This is a genomic window from Gordonia liuliyuniae, from assembly GCF_021738805.1.
In the GTDB taxonomy this organism is placed as follows: domain Bacteria; phylum Actinomycetota; class Actinomycetes; order Mycobacteriales; family Mycobacteriaceae; genus Gordonia; species Gordonia liuliyuniae.
On sequence record NZ_JAKKOR010000007.1, the window covers coordinates 16,605 to 29,845 of the forward strand.

General features: G+C 67.5%; 13 protein-coding genes. 6 read left to right on the plus strand and 7 right to left on the minus strand.

Features of this window, described 5'->3' with window-relative positions; translation table 11 throughout:
• Positions 1 to 135: 135 nt before the first annotated feature.
• The 4 genes from L5G33_RS08955 (at position 136) to L5G33_RS08970 (ending at position 5,431) form a co-directional block, all read left to right on the plus strand.
• Positions 136 to 2,184: a prolyl oligopeptidase family serine peptidase gene (locus L5G33_RS08955; protein WP_236997836.1), complete on the plus strand. Its 2,049-nt coding sequence runs from the start codon at positions 136 to 138 to the stop codon at positions 2,182 to 2,184.
• 189 nt (positions 2,185 to 2,373) lie between these two features.
• Positions 2,374 to 3,585 (plus strand): ABC transporter substrate-binding protein, encoded by a 1,212-nt coding sequence (locus tag L5G33_RS08960; RefSeq protein ID WP_236997837.1) that lies wholly within the window; start codon positions 2,374 to 2,376, stop codon positions 3,583 to 3,585.
• Complete coding sequence (locus L5G33_RS08965; protein WP_236998207.1) at positions 3,585 to 4,649, plus strand: FecCD family ABC transporter permease; 1,065 nt, start codon at positions 3,585 to 3,587, stop codon at positions 4,647 to 4,649. Before L5G33_RS08960 ends, L5G33_RS08965 begins: the two co-directional genes overlap by 1 nt.
• Positions 4,646 to 5,431, plus strand: a complete 786-nt coding sequence (locus L5G33_RS08970; protein WP_236997838.1) for an ABC transporter ATP-binding protein — start codon at positions 4,646 to 4,648, stop codon at positions 5,429 to 5,431. The genes L5G33_RS08965 and L5G33_RS08970 overlap by 4 nt, the downstream gene beginning before the upstream one ends.
• 144 nt (positions 5,432 to 5,575) lie before the next feature.
• Here the strand turns inward: L5G33_RS08970 and L5G33_RS08975 are convergent, their stop codons facing one another.
• The 6 genes from L5G33_RS08975 to L5G33_RS09000 form a co-directional block, all read right to left on the minus strand.
• A complete protein-coding gene (locus tag L5G33_RS08975; RefSeq protein ID WP_236997839.1) occupies positions 5,576 to 6,400 on the minus strand; it encodes a hypothetical protein in 825 nt (274 codons plus the stop codon).
• 31 nt (positions 6,401 to 6,431) lie between these two features.
• Positions 6,432 to 7,397, minus strand: a complete 966-nt coding sequence (gene ppk2 / locus L5G33_RS08980) for a polyphosphate kinase 2 (protein ID WP_236997840.1) — start codon at positions 7,395 to 7,397, stop codon at positions 6,432 to 6,434.
• A 65-nt stretch (positions 7,398 to 7,462) separates the two neighbouring features.
• Positions 7,463 to 7,981, minus strand: a complete 519-nt coding sequence (locus L5G33_RS08985) for a DUF6764 family protein (protein ID WP_236998208.1) — start codon at positions 7,979 to 7,981, stop codon at positions 7,463 to 7,465.
• A 172-nt stretch (positions 7,982 to 8,153) separates the two neighbouring features.
• On the minus strand, positions 8,154 to 8,588 hold the full coding sequence (locus tag L5G33_RS08990) for an SRPBCC family protein (RefSeq protein ID WP_236997841.1): 435 nt from the start codon (positions 8,586 to 8,588) through the stop codon (positions 8,154 to 8,156).
• A gap of 21 nt (positions 8,589 to 8,609) precedes the next feature.
• Positions 8,610 to 9,167 (minus strand): TetR/AcrR family transcriptional regulator, encoded by a 558-nt coding sequence (locus L5G33_RS08995; RefSeq protein WP_236997842.1) that lies wholly within the window; start codon positions 9,165 to 9,167, stop codon positions 8,610 to 8,612.
• Positions 9,164 to 9,988 carry a tyrosine-protein phosphatase gene (locus L5G33_RS09000; RefSeq protein WP_236997843.1) on the minus strand — a complete coding sequence of 275 codons (825 nt, stop codon included), beginning with the start codon at positions 9,986 to 9,988 and terminating at the stop codon, positions 9,164 to 9,166. The genes L5G33_RS08995 and L5G33_RS09000 overlap by 4 nt, the downstream gene beginning before the upstream one ends.
• 44 nt (positions 9,989 to 10,032) lie before the next feature.
• Between L5G33_RS09000 and L5G33_RS09005 the strand changes: the two genes are divergently transcribed.
• Positions 10,033 to 11,319 carry an amidohydrolase gene (locus tag L5G33_RS09005; protein ID WP_236997844.1) on the plus strand — a complete coding sequence of 429 codons (1,287 nt, stop codon included), beginning with the start codon at positions 10,033 to 10,035 and terminating at the stop codon, positions 11,317 to 11,319.
• 4 nt (positions 11,320 to 11,323) lie between these two features.
• Here the strand turns inward: L5G33_RS09005 and L5G33_RS09010 are convergent, their stop codons facing one another.
• Positions 11,324 to 12,007, minus strand: a complete 684-nt coding sequence (locus L5G33_RS09010; RefSeq protein WP_236997845.1) for a GntR family transcriptional regulator — start codon at positions 12,005 to 12,007, stop codon at positions 11,324 to 11,326.
• Between the two features lie 351 nt (positions 12,008 to 12,358).
• Here L5G33_RS09010 and L5G33_RS09015 point away from each other — a divergent pair, with 351 nt between their 5' ends.
• Entirely contained in the window at positions 12,359 to 13,204 is an 846-nt protein-coding gene (locus L5G33_RS09015; RefSeq protein ID WP_236997846.1) for an HpcH/HpaI aldolase/citrate lyase family protein, read from the plus strand.
• Positions 13,205 to 13,241: the final 37 nt, after the last annotated feature.

A 13,241-nucleotide genomic window follows, 5' to 3' on the forward strand; every position in this document is an offset into this window, starting at 1 on the left:
CCTCCAGTCCTACGGTCGGTCTCACCGCGGACAAGCATATTCGGCGCACACGCCGCTCACTGTGTTCCTAGCCAGAATCGAAGCACGACGTCCCAGATCTGACCGCCGCCATGCGCCGCACGTAACGTGGTGGCGGTGACTGATGCGAACACGACCGCGAACGACCCCTATCTCTGGCTCGAAGAGGTCGACGGCGACGACGCGCTCGCCTGGGTGCGCGCCCACAACACGCCAACCGTCGACGAGTTGACCGGCTCGGAGCGGTTCGCACAGATGCAGGCGGACACACTCGAGATCCTCGACACCGACGACCGGATCCCCTACGTGCGACGGCGAGGCGACTACCTCTACAACTTCTGGCGGGACGCGACGCACCCGTACGGGCTGTGGCGCAGGACGACGCTCGACGAGTACCGCACGGACGTGCCCGAGTGGGACGTGCTGATCGATGTCGACGCGCTGCGCGAGGAAGAAGGCGAGAACTGGGTGTGGGCCGGGGCGTCGATGCTGCGGCCCGATTACGACCGCGCGCTCGTCTCGCTCTCTCGCGGCGGCGCGGACGCGACGGTCGTCCGCGAGTATGACGTGCCCTCGCGCACGTGGGTCGATGGTGGCTTCGGGCTGCCCGAGAACAAGTCGAATGTCTCGTGGATCGACCGCGACACCGTCTATGTAGGCACCGAGTTCGGTGAGCAGCCGGACGGCGAGGGCTCGTGGACGTCGTCGGGCTACCCCCGCGTGGTGAAGCGGTGGACTCGCGGCACCGACCTGTCTCAGGCCGAGACGGTGTTCACCGGGAGCGTCGACGACGTCGCCGTCGGCGCCGCTTTCGACCCGACGCCCGGCTACCGGCGTCACTTCGTGTATCGGGCGACCGACTTCTACAACACCGACGACTTCGAGGTGATTGACGGCGAACTCGTCGCGATCGATATACCGTCGGACGCCTCCTACGCCGTGCACCTCGACTATCTGATGGTGTCGCCCAAGTCGTCGTGGACGGTCGACGGCGCCGAATGCGCGCCCGGCTCGCTGCTCGTGTTCGACTATCCGGCGTTCGTGTCCGGCGATCGCACACACCGCGTCCTGTTCGCGCCGGACGCGCACACGAGCCTGCAGGACTACGCGTTCACCCGGAGCCGACTGGTGCTGACGACCCTGCACGATGTGGCGACTCGCATCCAGGCGTTCGAGATCGGCACGTGGGCGCCTGCGGAACTCCCCGGCATCCCCGACCTGGCGACGGTCGGAGTTCTCGACGTTGACCCCGACCACAGCGACGAGATCTGGCTGTCGTCGAGTTCGTTCACCCAGGCTCCGTCCTTGCTGTACGGCGATGCGACGATCGGGGTGGCGCCGATCAAGTCGTCACCCGAACATTTCGACGCCGCGGATGTCCAGGCGCAGCAGGTGTTCGCGACGTCGGACGACGGCACACAGGTTCCCTACTTCGTAGTCAAGCGTGACGACGTCGAATCGGGCCCCACCCTCCTGTATGGCTACGGCGGGTTCGAGAACTCGCTGACACCCGGGTACCTGGCGGTGACCGGACGGAACTGGATCGCGCGCGGCGGGATCTTCGTCTACGCGAACATCCGCGGCGGCGGTGAGTACGGGCCGACGTGGCACACCCAGGCGCAGAAGGCCGGCCGTCACCTCGTGTACGAAGACTTCGCGGCGATCGCGCGGGATCTCGTCGCACGCGGGTGGACGACGCCGCAGACGCTCGCAGCTCGCGGCGGATCGAACGGCGGCCTGCTGATGGGCGTGATGACGACGAAGTATCCAGAACTGTTCGGCGCACTCGTGTGCCAGGTGCCGCTCATCGACATGCGGCGCTACCACCTGCTGTTGGCGGGAGCTTCGTGGATGGCCGAGTACGGTGACCCCGACGATCCGGCCGAGTGGGAGTTCCTCTCGAAGCACTCGCCATACCAGCTGATCCGCGCCGACGTCGACTATCCCGAACTGCTGGTGACAACGTCGACCCGCGACGACCGGGTACATCCGGGGCACGCCCGCAAGTTCACGGCACGACTGGAGGAGACCGGACATCGCGTCCGCTACTACGAGAACATCGAGGGCGGACACGGCGGCGCGGCAGACAACAAGCAGTCGGCGTTCAAGGAAGCGCTCGCCTACGAGTTCCTGTGGCGGACGATCGGCGCGACCGCGGGCCACTGACGCCTGCGTGTTACGTTTTCTAGCGTCCACCAGCCATGACCCAGTAATGACCCCGCTATGACGTAGGGAAGCCGGAATGAAGCCGGCGCGGTACCCGCCACTGTGTCCGCATCACGCGGAAGCCAGACCTCCACGTCGCAGCGACCTCGCCACCGGGGCGGTGTGTCCCCGAGAGAGGCGGAGTGTGCGATGCACCCCCGTTCCTGTAAGAGCGTTCCCGTCTCCAGGAGTATCACCGCCTGTCTCCTCGTCGCCGCCCTGGCCGTTGCCGGCTGTTCGGGCTCCTCGTCGAACGACGCGGGCGCCGACCGTGACTGCATCACCGACTTCGACGCGAACACCGACTACTTCCCGGACAAGTCGACGATCACCGATGCGACCGGGTTGGCGATCACCTACCACAAGTCGTATCAGGTGCTGACCGTCAAGGAGCCTGCCCCCGGCGCAGCGCCCGCATCGTATGTGCTGGTCCGCTGCGGTGCGCCCACCCCGAAGCTCGACGGTGCGCTCGCGGACGCCCCGCAGGTCGAGGTGCCGATCCGGACGATGTACTCGGGGTCGACGACGCATCTGCCTGCCATGGCCGCGCTCGGCGCCGCCGACGCGGTGACCGGGGTCAGCACGACAGACTTCGTGTCGACGCCACAGGTGCGGAGCCGCATCGATGAGGGGAAGGTCACCCAGTACGCGGAGGCAGGCGTCCCCAACGTCGAGAAAGTGATCGCCGGGCGGCCGGACGTCCTCGTCTCGGACGGCATGGACGATCCGTCGTATCCCAAGCTCCAGCAGGCGGGCATCGACGTTCTCGCCGACGCCGACTGGTTGGAGGCGAGCCCACTCGGCCGCGCCGAATGGATCAAGTTCTTCGGCGCCCTCACCGGCCATGAGAAAGCGGCCACTGAAGTCTTCGACGGGATCAAACGCGACTACAACGCGGTCGCCGCGAAGGTCGCGAACGCACCGAAGACGAACGTCCTGCTCGGCGGCATCGAGAACGGCACGTGGACGATGGCCGCGGGCGGCAGCTACTTCGGCCGTCTGACCCGCGACGCGGGCGGCGACTACCCGTGGGCAGGCGACCGCTCGACCGGGTCGCTGCGACTGTCCATCGAGTCGGTGATCGACAAGCAGCGGACCGCTGACGCCTGGATCCTGTCGGATATGACGGCGACGTCGCTCGACGCGGTGTACAAGCAGGACGACCGGTACCGCGTGTTCACGCGACCCGCCGAGCGCGCGTGGAACGCCCTCAAGGCGGTCAACGCATCCGGAGGCAACGACTACTGGGAGCGCGGCGTACTGCGCCCCGATTTGGTACTCGGCGACCTCTCGGCGATCCTGCACCCGGATCTGTTCCCCGACCACGACTTCGAGTTCTACCTGCGACTCCCCGTTCAGTGATTCGGAAGACTCCAGCGCGCCCCCGGTGGACGTTGTCGCGGCGGACGACGTGGGTGACGCTCGTCGTCGTCGCCGTGGTGTCCGTGCTGGTGACCGCGTCCATCGGTGCGGTCATCGTGCCGGTCTCCGACATCCTCGCGGTACTGACCGGCGGTGACGCGTCCGACCCCGGCAACGATGCGATCCTCCGACTCGTCCGGCTGCCGCGCATCGCGACGTCGGCGATCGCGGGTGCCGCGCTCGGGGTGGCGGGTCTGCAGATGCAGACGCTCTTCCGGAACGCGCTGGCCGACCCGTACATTCTCGGCGCCAACTCCGGCGCGAGTCTCGGCGTCGCGATCGTGTCGCTCGCGGGCGGGGCAGGCGGCCCGGCGTTCGTCGGGGCGGTCGCCGGGGCCGGACGCGTCGGTGTCGTCCTCGCCGCCGCGGCGGGCGCCGCCGTGGTCCTCGGCGTGATCCTGGTGATGGCCACCTGGGTCCGCAACGCCGTCACCCTCCTGTTGATAGGTGTGATGCTCGGATCGGTGACCGGCGCGCTGGTGTCAGTGCTGATCGTGACCGCCGACCCGACCGCGGTGCAGAAGTACATGATCTGGGGCCTCGGCACGTTCTCGTCGACGTCGTGGGGCGACCTCGCGGTGGCCGCACCGATCGTGCTCGGCACGATCGTCATCGTGTTCTTCACCGTCCGTCCCCTCAACGCTCTCCTCCTCGGGGAGGGCTACGCCCGGTCGATGGGAGTCGACCTGCGTGTGGCGCGCACCGTCACCCTGCTGTCCGCAGCCTTGCTCAGCGGCGTGGTGACCGCGTTCTGCGGGCCGGTCGGGTTCCTCGGCCTGGTCATTCCGCACCTCGTGCGCGGCCTGCTCCGCACGTCGGATCACCGGATCGTGATCCCCGGTTGTGCGCTCGTCGGCGCGACCCTCGCCGTGTGGTGCGGTGCGCTCGCCGATCTGCCGGGCGAACGGATGGCCTTGCCGCTCAACGCGGTGACAGCGATCATCGGAGCCCCCGTCGTGATCACCGTCCTCCTGCGCGGCCGCCGAGAGGGCGGGTCGGTATGACCGGTCTCATGCTGGACGACCTGACGGTCGGCTACCGCGGGCGACGCGGACGGACCGTGGCGGCGCACCTGTCGGCAACGGCGGCCACAGGTCGTCTCACCGCGTTGATCGGACCGAACGGCGCCGGGAAGTCGACGCTGTTGCGCACCGTGTGTGGACTGCAGCCGCCGCTGTCGGGTCGAGCGATGCTCTCCGACGGCACCCAGATCACGTCGCTGCGGGCCTCGGCGCTGGCTCGACGCGTCGCCGTCGTCACGACCGATGCCGTCGACCCGGGCAGGCTGACCGCGTACGACGTGGCTGCGCTCGGCCGGACGCCCTACCTGTCGCCGAGCGGACGTCTCGCCGACCACGATCGACGACGCACCGGAGAGGCGTTGGAAGCAGTCCGCGCGAGTCACCTCGCCGACCGCCCCTTCCACGATCTGTCCGACGGCGAATGTCAACGCGTACTTGCCGCCCGTGCGCTCGCGCAGGAGCCGGAACTGCTCGTGCTCGACGAGCCGACGTCACACCTGGACGCACCGTCGCGCGTGGAGTTCCTCGACCTGCTCGCCTCCCTTGCACGCGAGCAGTCGATCGCTGTCCTCATGTCGTCGCACGAACTGGAACTCGTCATGCGGCTCTCGGACGAGGTGTGGCTGTTGCGCGGCGACGGCACGATGGCCACCGGGTCGCCCGCAGAGCTCGCGGCCGGCGGCGCGGTGTCCAGTGCGTTCGACCGCGGACGCCTGCGCTTCGACACCGAGCAGTTCGCGTTCGTCATCGACGAGGACAGTTGAACGTCTCGCTCCATCGGACGGCTGCGCGAACGATCTCGGCGGAGCCCGCGAAACCTACACCGCTCGTGCCGCACACCGAGTGATAGACCAATGCTTGCCCCGCACGGTGTAGGTTTCGCGTGAGGGACGCTTCGCAACCCGCGATCACACCCTCGGTTGTCGTCCTCCGACGACTCGCAGGAGAAGTCCAGCGACGATGACGAGTACGCCGACGGCGCCCACGATCGCGGACGTCCGAATCAAATCGGAGGAGACGCCGTCGGCGACCACCTCCACCGTTCGGCGGGCGGCCTCGTCGGTGTCGGCGGCCTTGTCGCCCGCGAGCCATCGGATGTACTGCGCGATCCCGAACGCGCCAGCAGCCGAGAGGAGGACGCCGACGCCCAACCAGGCGAGCACGGTGCTGCGCCGATTCGCGATCAGCAGCGCGAGGATCGCCGCGACGGCGGCGACAATCACCGCGGTCCACGACGTCGCCGACACCAGGCGGCCCGTCGACTCCATCGACCCGGCGGTCAACCGGTGCTGATCGATGCCGATGTAGATGGGGCGGTCCACGGTCACCTCCGTCGGGAGGTTCGCAGACGCGAGGACCCGGTTGACCATCGGCGTCACATTCACGTCCATGACGTGCGTGTCGGTCTCGGGTCCGGGCGCCGTGAACAGCCAGTCGTGCTGTTGTCGGGCGATCTCCTGGAAGTCCTGCACGAACCCGTCGCTACGCGTGTACTCGCGGGCGAGCGGTTCCACGACCGTCCCCGCCAGCGGGACGCTCGTCTGCTCTTCGACGGACGCCGCGACCTTCTCCGCGAAGTAGTCCTGCACTTGGGAATCGCGTGCGGCGTCGCCCGCCGACGCCGCGAAACCATCGGTGGAGACCACCCGCTGCGACACCCACATGCTGGGTACGGCGATGATCACCGCGATCATCGCGACGACGGTGAACAGTCCGGAGGCAACACTTCGCACCCCGCCGACGTTACCGGAGGCGGATCGCGTTCTACTCTCCGACGAGGTCACGCGCACGGCCGACGATCAGCGGGTCGGGAGTCCCGACGATCGTCTCGTCCTTGCCGTCGTAGTCGTGGAGGCTGAGGACGTACCGCATGGCGTTGATGCGGGCCCGCTTCTTGTCGTTGCTCTTGACGACGGTCCACGGCGCATGGTCGGTGTCGGTGTCGGTGAACATGCGTTCCTTGGCGGCCGTGTACGACTCCCAGCGGTCGAGTGACGCCAGGTCCATCGGCGACAGCTTCCACTGCCGGACGGGGTCGATCTGGCGAATCGCGAATCGGGTCCGCTGTTCGAGCGGCGTCACCGAGAACCAGAACTTGACCAGGTGGACGCCGTCGTCGACGAGCATTCGTTCGAAAGTGGGCGCTTGCCCCATGAACTGGTCGTACTGCTCGGGCGTGCAGAAGTTCATGACGCGTTCGACGCCCGCCCGGTTGTACCAGGAGCGATCGAAGAAGACCATCTCTCCTGCGGCGGGAAGATGCTGCACGTAACGCTGGAAGTACCACTCGGTCGATTCGCGTTCGGACGGCTTCTCGAGTGCGACGACGCGGGCGCCGCGCGGGTTCAGATGCTCGTTGAACCGCTTGATCGTCCCGCCTTTGCCCGCCGCGTCACGGCCCTCGAACAACAGCAGGTGCCTGCGTCCGGTCTGCTTGGACCACTTCTGCAGTTTCAACAGCTCGATCTGGAGTCGCCGCTTGGTCACCTCGTACTCGCGGCGGCTCATCCGCTCTTCGTACGGGTAGTCCTCGCGCCACGTGTCCACGACGTTGCGTGCGGGCAGCGTCAGCAGAATCGGGTCGTCGTCATCGTCGTCGACGACCGTGAACCCGCCGGTGTCTCGCAGATCGACGAGCTGCTGCAGGGCTTCCCGCCCCGAGACGACGCTGAGATCGGGTCCGACGTCCTGGTTCGGCTGTACGTAGCCGTCGAGATTGTCCACGCGCACAGGCTAGCGCGATCCCGCCGACTCGGCAGGAATGCGATCACGGCCGAAGGTCGTCTCCGCCAGTGTCAGTGGATGTCGATCGACCCCGACTTCACGCAGTACTGCCCGGTGGTCGAATCGTAAGCCGCACCGAATCCTCCCGCACACATCGCGCCCTGCGGTCCGGCGTACGCCTGGCCACCCCAGCCGCCGACGGCGACTGAGGTACCGCCGTCACGGGCCATCGAGATCGACGTCGATCGCGGGCCGGTGGAGAACGAGTAGGCGTTGCCGCCGCGGACACCGCTCGACAGCGCCTGCGAACCCGGCTGAAGGTTGATGCTCGTCGCCTTTCCGCGCTGGGTCGCGACTGCGGTGGCGACGCCGCTGTTACTGGTGTCGCGGGCATCGGCGCGCGACCCGGGGCCCGCGTTGGCGATGCAGTGGCTCAGGCCGTCAGCGTGTTCGACGCGGTTGTTGTTCGCAGCCGAACACGTGGTGTCTGCGGATGCGGTGCCGCCACCGAAGAGGGCCATCGCTCCGATCGCAGCGCCTCCTGCGAACCCTGCGAAGAGGACTCGAATCCCCCGGCTCCCCTTGAACATGCGCACGCTGATTTCCTCTCCCGCGAAGATTGCCGATGGTCCATCGAAGTCGTGACCGAGGCTACCCGCGCCGGGGCGCTCGGGGTGCGATCGTTACCGACGCGATGCATAAGAATCGGCCCCGCCTCGGACCGGTGTCCGTGGCGGGGCCGTTCGGGTGTTCGGACGTTGCTCAGGAGCGGCGTTTCGCTTCCGCCGTGAGCCCCTTCTTCGCGGTCTCGACAGCCACTTTCTGGCCTCGCTTGACGATGAGTCCGGGCAGCTTGATCTTGAGGTCGATCGTCAACTCGAACGAGACATGTGCACCGTCGCCCTTCGGAGTGACCGTGTACTTGCCCTGCTGCATGGACAGCTGCGAACTCTCGACGAGACTCCACTCGCACGTGTTCTCGGTCCACGTGTAGTCGAGGACCTGATCGTCGGTGATACCGGCGGCGGTCACCGACGCTTCGACGCGCGCCGGGCTTCCGTCCTCATGCTCGGTGAGGATCTTCGCGGACTTGTGCGGGCCTGACCATTCGGGGAGGGACTCAACGTCGAGCAGGATCTCCATGATGACCGACGGCGGTGCGTCGACGTCGAACTCGGTGTTTGCGGTGACAGCCATGGCAGAGAATGTACCGGGTATCTACTCGGGCGATGTCAGAAGCGGACTGATTTCCTTCACCACGAGGTCGAGCGGCTCGAAGCTCTGGTGTGCCCGGCACAGCACGACGGCGCCTTCCATCGCAGCGAGGATCGTCACCGCCAACGACCGGGAGCGTTCGCTGTCGAACCCGCGAGAGCGCAGGCCCGCGGCGAGGCCGTCCTCCCACCGGACGAAGTGTTGCTCGGCGACGTCCGCGACGGCCGGGTCGGTGTCACGCGCGGTCGCGGCCGCGGCGACAGTGCTGCCCGCTGCGAACTCGGTGTCCGCGAGCACGCGGCGCCACATGGCGGCAATGTCGGCGACGATGAAGGTTGGCGACGACCGGACCGCCTCGGCGAGGCCGTCGTCGACTCGGCCCGCACTGAACCGGACCGCTTCGGCGATGATCTCCGATCGGCCGCCGGCGAAATGGTGGTAGACCGAGCCACGCGAGGCGTCGGCGGCCTTGAGGACATCGCCGATCGATGTGCCCGCGACACCGTTGCGCGCGATCAGGTCGGCGGCCTTCGCCACCATCTGCGCACGCGTCGACGTCACTCGAGGAAACTCGCGCGGAGGGTGTCGGGCACGCTCGCGTCCAGACCCAGCCCGTCGGTGAGGTAGCCTTCGATCGATCCGTAGCGGCTGTCGACTTCCTCAAATGCGCTGGCCAGATACTCTTTGCGGACTCCGAGGATCGGCAACAGCAGGTCGGGGTCGCCGCCCTCGGACCCGAATTTGTCGAAGATCGGTTTCAACGCGGGCACCAGCCGGTCGTTGGTCAGCAGGTAGTCGGCGAAGACGTCGTCACGGGACACGCCGAGCACGGTCAGCAGCGACGCCGCAGCCCAACCGGTGCGATCCTTGCCCGCGGTGCAGTGGAAGGCGACCGGGGCCCGGTCGACGCCTGCGAGCCCGGCAAAGAAGCGAGCGTACGCGGTGTTCGCGCTCGGCAGGGTGATCATGTCGCGGTACGTTCCGGCGATCGCGGCGGCGGCCGTTCCGTCCTTCAGCTTCTTGTTGAGTTCGACGGCGAGTGTCGGGTCGGCGAAGACGCCGCCGAGGCTCGCGGGGATCGCGGTCTCCGAGTCGGCGAGCACGTCCAACGCGATGTCGTCGACTCCGTCGAACACCAGGTCCGGGGCGGCGGCGCGTTCGGCTTTGGACCGAAGGTCGTACACGGTCCGCACCCCGAGCGCCGCGAAGAGCTTCGCGTCGTCGGCGCTGATCCCGGCGAAGTCGGCCGTCCGATACAGGAGGCCAGGGCGGACAGCACGGCCGTCGGAGCCCCGCCAGCCGCCGAGGTCCCGCATGTTGGGAAGCGAGACGATGGGGCTCGGCGCTCCGGGTTGTCCATTCGGTTTCTGCACGTCGGTCATGGATACGAGGTTAGCGCTCGGCCGTTCCCCGATACGGTGGTCGTGTGACCTTCGCCGCATCTCTCCCCCAGGAACTGATCTCCCGTGTCGACGCAGCGGTCGACGCTGACACTGATCGGTTGGTCGAGACGTTCAAGGACATCCACCGCAATCCCGAGTTGGCGTTCGGTGAAGTGCAGACGTCTCGGCTGATCGAGAAGGCATTGCAGAATCTCGGGTTCGACGTCACCAAGGGCATCGGACGCACCGGTATCGCCGCGACGCTCCGCAACGGTGACGGCCCGGTCGTGATGTATCGCGCCGACATGGATGCGAACGCCATCGAGGAACAGACCGGTCTGGACTATGCGAGCGACGTGCGCGTGGCGCGCGAGGACGGCTCAGTCGTTCCCGCCGCACACATGTGCGGCCACGACGCGCACGTCACCTGGCTGATCGGTATGGCCAACGCGCTTGTCACGGTGCGTGATTCGTGGTCGGGGACGGCTGTGTTGATCGGTCAGCCCGCCGAGGAGCCGATCACCGGAGCCAAGGCGATGGTCGACGACGGGCTCTACAACTTCATCCCGAAACCCGACGTCCTCATCGGCATGCACACGATGCCCGCCCCGGTCGGCATCGTGTCCTCATCGCCTGGCCCGCGGCTGGCAGGCACCGACCAGGTCGACATCGTCTTCCACGGGGTCGGCGGGCACGGGTCCATGCCGGAGCGGACCAAGGATCCGCTGCAGATGGCCGCGCGAGCCGTCGTCGCGTTCTCGTCGGTCGTTCCCGAGCACGTCGACCCGTCACAGACCGCGATCCTGACGGTCGGTGCCATCGCGGCGGGCGCCGACAACAATGTGATCCCGTCACAGGCGGTGATCAGGACGAACATCCGCTGGTACGACCCGCGGGTCCGCGAGACCCTTCTCGACGCGATCGAGTCGGTCTCCCAGCAGATCGCGCGTGACGCGGGCGCAGGCGACGATCTGCTGCCGGAAATCATCGTGAAGGGCGGCTCACTCCCGCTGGTCAACGACCCCGAACTCGCCGCGTCGATGTCGACGTCACTGGCCGCGATCATCGGTGACGACAGCGTGCTCACCGACCTGCCTGCCGCGACGGCATCCGAGGATGTGCAAATCCTCAAGGGTCCGTACCCGGACATGCCGTTCAATTACCTGATGGTCGGCACCGCCGACCCCGAACTGGTCGCGGCGGCGCGGGCGCGCGGCGACGAGGTCCCGTTCTCCCCGCACACCCCGAACTACATCGTCGACCTCGCCGCTGTGCCGTACGGAACCAAGATCGCCGCCTACGCGATGCTCGGGCTGCTGCGCGGGCAGTGACCGCTCACGTGGCGGCGCGTTGCAGTTCGTCGAAGATCCGCGGCAGTGCCGCCCGACTCGCCTGCTGGACGTGGTGCTCGCCCGCACGCCGGGCACCGTCGACGTCGCCGGAGACGATCGCGTCCCGGATCGCGCGGATCTCGGTCAGCGTCTCGGGGTGTCGTTCGGGCAGCGATAGCGAGTACCTGCGCAGCAGATTGATCCGCACGCGCAGCAGGCGCAGCGTCGACGTCAGTTGCTCGTTGCCCGCACCGAGGAGCAGCACGTCGTAGAAGTCGGCTTTCGCGGCGAGGATCGCAGTCAGGTCACCGGTGTCGACGGCGGCCTCCAGCCGCTCGATCACCTCCCACAGCGCCCGCTTGTGCTCGACGGTCCCGCGGCGTGCGAACAAGCTGCACGCCAACGACTCCAACGACTCCCGGAGCTCGAACATCTGCTCGGCGTCGGCGTACGACACCGTGACGACGACGGCGCCACGGTTGGGTTCGATCGTCACGAAACCTTCGGCTTCGATCTGCCGCAGCGTCTCCCGGACGACCGTGCGGGAGACGTCGAAGTCCTCGCACAGCTCTCGCTCGTTGAGCCGCGAACCGGGTTCGAGCACGCCGGTGCTAATCCGGTCGCGGATCGACGCCGCGAGCCGCTGACGGGTCGGCGCCGCCACCGGAGCCGTCTCATCCGCACTCATTCACACGCCCTCACGATCGTCGTCGGACATTCGGGTCATGCCCGTGAATCTACTGTGCCGTCGCGGTGCGCGCAGGCTTCGGGCACCGGCCGGTTCACCACGCCGACAGAATGTCGTAATACAATGTCCACAACGCACCGATCTCCCCGTCCCCACCTGTACTCGCAGGTAACAAATGGTTGAGTTCATTCATTTCACGATGCATCGGTCGCAGAGACCCTCGTGTGGATGGAAGCTTCGGCGAGATCGTCATACAATCGTCGGTGACGAGCGCGACCACACCGAGCCGACTCCCCGAACAGGCCATCCGTGTGACGTCCGCCGAGACCTCTCCATTACGAGTCCACAAGGATGTCCGTGACCTCTGCACCAGCCCCGATCGACTACTCCCTCTCCCGCTCCTGGCTTCTCGCCAACGGGGCCCGTCCCGAAGGCTTCGCCGACGCGGCGGCGTCGGAGGCCGACCAGCTCATCTTCGACCTCGAGGACGCCGTCGCGCCCGCACGTAAGCCGTTCGCCCGCGACGCCGTCGCGGAGTGGCTGGACCACCCCGGCAACACCGGCTGGGTCCGCATCAACGACGCCGAGACCGGATTCTGGAGCGACGACATCGCGCGCCTGCGGTCGTGCAGCGGACTGCTCGGAGTCGTCCTCGCGAAGGTCGAGTCGGCGGCGCACGTCTCAGATACGATCGCGGCCTTCGGTGGACGAGTCGACGTGATCGCGCTTGTCGAATCGGCGATCGGCATCGAAGAGGCGACGGCGATCGCACGTGCGGGCACGGTTCGGCTCGCCTTCGGAAGCGGTGACTATCGCCGCGACACCGGCACCGCCGCAACCGACCTCGCGATGGTGTACGCGCGGGCGCGGCTGACCAACTCATCGCGCGTCGCGAAGCTGCCCAACCCAATCGACGGCCCCACTCCCGGCCTCGACCTCGATCTTCTCCGCGCCCAGACCGCGGCCGCGCGCGAGACCGGCATGACGGGCCGCCTGTGCCTGTTCGGCGACCAGGCCCGGGTCGTGAACGAAGCGATGAGTCCGACGAGCGCGGACGTCGACTGGGCTCGCGATTTCCTCTCCGACTTCGCACTCGCCGGTGGTGAGGTGCGCGACGGCAGCGACAAGCCTCGCCTGCACGAAGCCAGCCGTATCACCCGCCTGGCCTCCGCCTACGGCGTCACGGCAGGCGTCTGAGACACCGATCGCGTCGACCACCTCACCCCGCAGACCC

Bases quoted from the DNA above. Each gene is read 5' to 3' on its own strand.
- L5G33_RS08985 (WP_236998208.1), bottom strand. From the start codon at position 7,981: ATGTTCAAGGGGAGCCGGGGGATTCGAGTCCTCTTCGCAGGGTTCGCA.
- L5G33_RS08990 (WP_236997841.1), bottom strand. From the start codon at position 8,588: ATGGCTGTCACCGCAAACACCGAGTTCGACGTCGACGCACCGCCGTCG.
- L5G33_RS08970 (WP_236997838.1), top strand. From the start codon at position 4,646: ATGACCGGTCTCATGCTGGACGACCTGACGGTCGGCTACCGCGGGCGA.
- L5G33_RS09010 (WP_236997845.1), bottom strand. From the start codon at position 12,007: ATGAGTGCGGATGAGACGGCTCCGGTGGCGGCGCCGACCCGTCAGCGG.
- L5G33_RS09000 (WP_236997843.1), bottom strand. From the start codon at position 9,988: ATGACCGACGTGCAGAAACCGAATGGACAACCCGGAGCGCCGAGCCCC.
- L5G33_RS09015 (WP_236997846.1), top strand. From the start codon at position 12,359: ATGTCCGTGACCTCTGCACCAGCCCCGATCGACTACTCCCTCTCCCGC.
- L5G33_RS08960 (WP_236997837.1), top strand. From the start codon at position 2,374: ATGCACCCCCGTTCCTGTAAGAGCGTTCCCGTCTCCAGGAGTATCACC.